Genomic DNA, 4,409 nt, shown 5'->3' on the forward strand with positions numbered 1-4,409 from the left:
AACGCGTTCACGCAAGTACGAACCTCGTTTCAGTATCTCGTCAACTCCTGGAGCACGATTGTCGAACTGATCTCGATTTATCAGCGCCTGCGGAGCTTTGAGGCAAAGATCCACGGTGGGCTACTGCCGTCGATCGAGATAAGGAAGCAAGCCACATGATTCCTATAGCTGTAGGGTGTTGACGGACACCTGACCTTCCGTTCCGCGTCAATCGGTCGCAACGCTGCTGAATTGCTTAAGTTGTGAGAAGGGGCACTCGAGAGAATGGCGCTCGGCGTGGAGGAACTTAGCAGCTGCATATCGGAACCCCCGTGACGTGTTGTTGTGGATGACGGCTAGCGCGCTGTTGCAGCGCGCGGACTGAGGCAAAGGGGCGGCGGATGGCTGTAGGGGCCATTACAGCCGCCGCGGGTAAGCTACAAAGCAGCCGCGTCGCGTTCGACCTCCGGTCGACCCAGCGGGTTCATGACACCGAAGACTTGCTCCGAGAAAACAGCCATGAATCTGATTTTCTCCTGGAAATGGGTTCTCAGAGTCCACACCGCCTAGTTCTACAAATAAGTACCACCGTGTCGTAAGTTCGACAGTGTGAGTCAGACACGCCTCAACGGTGTTGTCCCGCGAGCAATCATAATTGTGTCACACATGGCACCGGACAGTGACTGACTAGCCAGAACGACCATGCGGGATGCTTCAAACTTGATCCGCTCCATGGAATACGGTGCTAAACAGGGGGGTAGGCATTATGTGGGGCGGCGAGCCCTGGTGACCGCCGGATGTGTTGGTGTCCATTCTGGTTCTGGCGGAACGGTAATCGAGCCCAGTGGCACCCAAGCACGTTCTAGCGTCACTGGATCGCGCAGCTGGGCGAAAGTTTCGGTGCGAATATCGAGCCACTCGAACCAGCGATCCTGGACGGCGACAAGCTGGGCTGGCCGGAGCACGCCGAAATTATCTCGAAGAGAAATTCTTATCACCGTAAGCTCAACTGTGAACCGTGCCAGAAGAGTTCAAGATGATGTTGCGTCGTGTTTCAACTACCAGAACCGGGATTTGACAACTCTGAGCCTGCGGACCAATCCGTTTCCGCCGAGCCGGAGCTCTGGCCGTGAACATGACCGCCAGATTGAGCAGCGTGGATTCACAAGCGTGGCTCGCCGACTATAGCAACCGCGCCGCACATCCGGCTCAAAAGGCGCGACGAGCTCCTAAGCTGGAATTGGCGCGATCGGAACAAGCAATCCACTAAGGCTGCCCAATTCACGGCTCGGCGATCCTCACCAAATGCTTTACGAACTTTTGTTGATAGCGTCAGCAAGCGTCGACTTGAAAACCAAAGGACCTATCCGCAGGATGCTTTCTTAAGCCGTCATGCATCCAGAATGAGCGGAGCACGAACTGTCACATTACCGAAACCTAGCTCTTGTACTAAGGCTCGGCCGTCTCCCTTATTCCTCCCGCTCCCTGGAGCGAAGAAGGTTTATTCCGCACGGCTTTCCGGGGGCCACCGGCCAGGCGGGCCGGAGCCGAGGTCGGCCAGATCTCCGTTGTTTTTGGATTAGCGCCATGACACCGAAAACCAAACTATGCGCTTTGTTGCGAGGTGTTCTGGACGATGCGATCGGGATGGTGCCCGAAGCAAACCGGACGTCTTCGTTGAAGGCGTGCCTCGCCGAAAAGGTATTAGCTCTGGCCGCAAAAGGTCACTTGGATCCAACTGTCTTGACGCGTCTCGCGCTACGGAGTCTGCAGGAATCCTGTTGTGGTTGCTACGGGTGCGAACTGCAGAACCCCTTCGAGGTGTGAAGGACCGAGAATGAACTCCAAACCTATTCCCCGCGCTCTGGCGTGGCTGACCGCCTGGGTTTCGGCGGGTTGCAAGGCGACGCGAGATTAGAGGTCTGCCCGGCCATGGAGCTTGCGCCCGGCAGCGATGCCATCTGAGCGCGAGGGTTATGGCGTCCTGGCCGGAGAAACTCGGGTCAGTCCTGCTGTGGATGCCGCCTTGCTTCATCATGAGGTCGCCCGTGTCCGCGGCTTTCACTGACGTCATTGCGCCCCGCCCGCGGCACAGATGGATTTCTCCTCTGTCCGCATCGGCGCTTGGCGCGCGATATCGGCGATGTCGGAGGGCAGGCTGCTCGCCTGCTCGGTTGCCGCTAGTAGCCGAAGCGGGCGAGGCCGAGTGATCCGAAAGATCGGACGGGCCGGTGAGATGTTGGAAAGCCGAGCTGCCTATCGTCCGGGTTCGCGAAGACGCGGATGAGTCGATCTATTATGTCCTCAACGCTTGCAGGCGGACTCTTGCCGTGGCCGCCTCAGCGGAGGCAGCTGTGTTCGACGATCTCGTCTGCCTCGATTGCGACGGCGATGCGCCGCTTACCCTGGCAAGGCGGCAGCCGCAAGCCAAGCAGTATCATTCCCGCGGCATCGACGCAGGTTCCGAGCTCGTCGCCCTTGCGACTACCCCTCTCCACGATTACGGCTGACTTTCGGTGTCGAGTGTGCTCAGCGCTGAGCCGGCGGTTCCCCGCGAAGTGCTGAGCTTGCCGTCCGGAGAAGGAGGGGTCGCAGGCCAGCGAAAGGGGCCGGGATCGCGCAGGCGGCGCTTGAATCTCACGTCGGAATTGCCTGAATGGCCGGGCTCTGAGCGGGCCATGCTTCCCTTCAAATGGCCCCGGCTAGGCCGGGGCCATCGACGCAACTAGGGATCAATATTTCAGGAGAATCGGACCGCCAAACTTATAGTTGACCCGTACCGTGATAAGGTCGAGATCCTCGCGGATGCGATCGGCCCCACCAATGTTCCCGCTGAATTTCACCGTGCGGGGCTGGAAGAACAGGTGGTCGTACTCGAAGCCCACCGTCCAGTTCGGTGCGATGCCGTGCTCGAATCCGACCCCCAACACACCGCCCCAAAGAACGTCACTTTTCCTAGCGGCTCCTGCCACGGTCGAGCTGATCTGATGGATGTTGCTCGTGACTGCGGCGCCGCCTTTGCCGTAAAGTACGTTATTCCCAAAGGCATAACCAATCTGCCCCGTCATGAGACCGAACGCGTCAATCTTAGTCTGGTTGGTAGTATCGGAAAACGCGATGCTTTGATTGGACCCGGTCAAATCAGCCCAGTTGCCCTGGCCCTCAACACCCAGCACGATCTGGCCCATCTGCCATCGATAGCCGATCTGGAGGCCCACGCTACCGCCTGTCGGATGATGACAGCCCTCGGGCGTGCTGCCAAGGTACTCCCAACAACTCTCGCCTGAGCTCAGACCACCGTTCACGCCGAAATAGTAAGCACTCCAATCGTAGATTGCAGCCGCGACAGGTCCTGGAGCGGTGGTGTAGAGAGGCCTGATGGGTTGCGCAGGCAGATCAGCACTGAATGCGGGGGCCACCGCAGCAAGCGCCACCGTACTGACTGTCATAAGCAACAAGTTCTTCATTTCTATTCCCATGTCTTGAGTGCCCCCGAGCCGGCTGCGTCTTAACAACGTGCACGCAAATTGCTGTAACTGCATCGCAACATTGGCGCTGGAAGAAATGCGTGAATCAAACGCCGCGTCAGGTTGCGGCGTTGCACATATCTCCAACTCCTTGACATGCCCCTTCGCTTGCGAGCGTAGATCAGCGCGGTGTCCTGCCTCTTGCGCACCCGACAGCTTGACGGCATCGCTCCACGTCGCGACGTAGTAGCGTGGTAGGTCGACGGGGCGCCCGGTAAGTGCGTGTTCCAGCCGTTCGTGATCACGGAGTCCAAGCCATCGTGATCGCCCATTCCAGAGCATCGTGATCACCGTTTCCAGCCGATCGTGATCGCTATTTCAGCGATTGCGATCGGGGGGAACCAGGAGGCGCGCACCGCTGACAGTCTGCAACCCAGCTACCTTGGTCTTTTGCCTAACTCCGACTGCTTCAGCTATGCGAACGCTACAAGCAATGGGCCGGCCCCCTCAAGCCCATCCTGTCCCCAGGTCCATGTCGCCGGCGAGAAGCTGTTCGTCGACTATTCCGGCCAGGCCATGGAGCTGGGTTGACGGAGTACGATACACTCCAGTCCTGCTCCGGCTCCGCGGACGAAACCGTCAAAGCAGGAGCGATCGGTTGGGCTTTCGGTCAGGGGCGGCGCCGACGGAGCAACGAACCCGGAAACTCTCACGCAAATAACCGCACACGTTCTTAATGTGGGTCAGTGGTGTGAGGTCCGCGATAGGATCTCCCGAAATCAGGCTCATAAGTGCCGCGGTTTCGCCCATGGCACAAGTACGGGTCTAATTAGGTTGTGGGCGCGGGGCGCGCCCCGGCCGGGGGGGGTTTGCCCCCATTACCCGCCCCCGGGGGGCGGGCCCCGGGGCACCCCAGCCCAGCCGCGCCCCCAAAATTGAACACGCCCCCGGGGCCGCGGCGAA

General features: G+C 59.3%; 3 protein-coding genes. 1 reads left to right on the top strand and 2 read right to left on the bottom strand.

Annotation, left to right across the window (positions count from 1 at the left end; all coding sequences use genetic code 11):
• A partial coding sequence (locus AC0L3K_RS30350; RefSeq protein ID WP_473367447.1) for an SbmA/BacA-like family transporter occupies positions 1–159 on the top strand: 159 nt, incomplete at its 5' end.
• Positions 160–2,318: 2,159 nt separating this feature from the next.
• Here the strand turns inward: AC0L3K_RS30350 and AC0L3K_RS30355 are convergent.
• Both AC0L3K_RS30355 and AC0L3K_RS30360 read right to left on the bottom strand, forming a co-directional pair.
• Positions 2,319–2,420 (bottom strand): hypothetical protein, encoded by a 102-nt coding sequence (locus AC0L3K_RS30355; RefSeq protein ID WP_369126693.1) that lies wholly within the window; start codon positions 2,418–2,420, stop codon positions 2,319–2,321.
• Between the two features lie 291 nt (positions 2,421–2,711).
• Positions 2,712–3,446, bottom strand: coding sequence for an outer membrane protein (locus tag AC0L3K_RS30360; protein WP_007596410.1), 735 nt, complete (start codon positions 3,444–3,446; stop codon positions 2,712–2,714).
• Positions 3,447–4,409: the final 963 nt, after the last annotated feature.

It is taken from the genome of Bradyrhizobium sp. MI1.10, assembly GCF_055811035.1.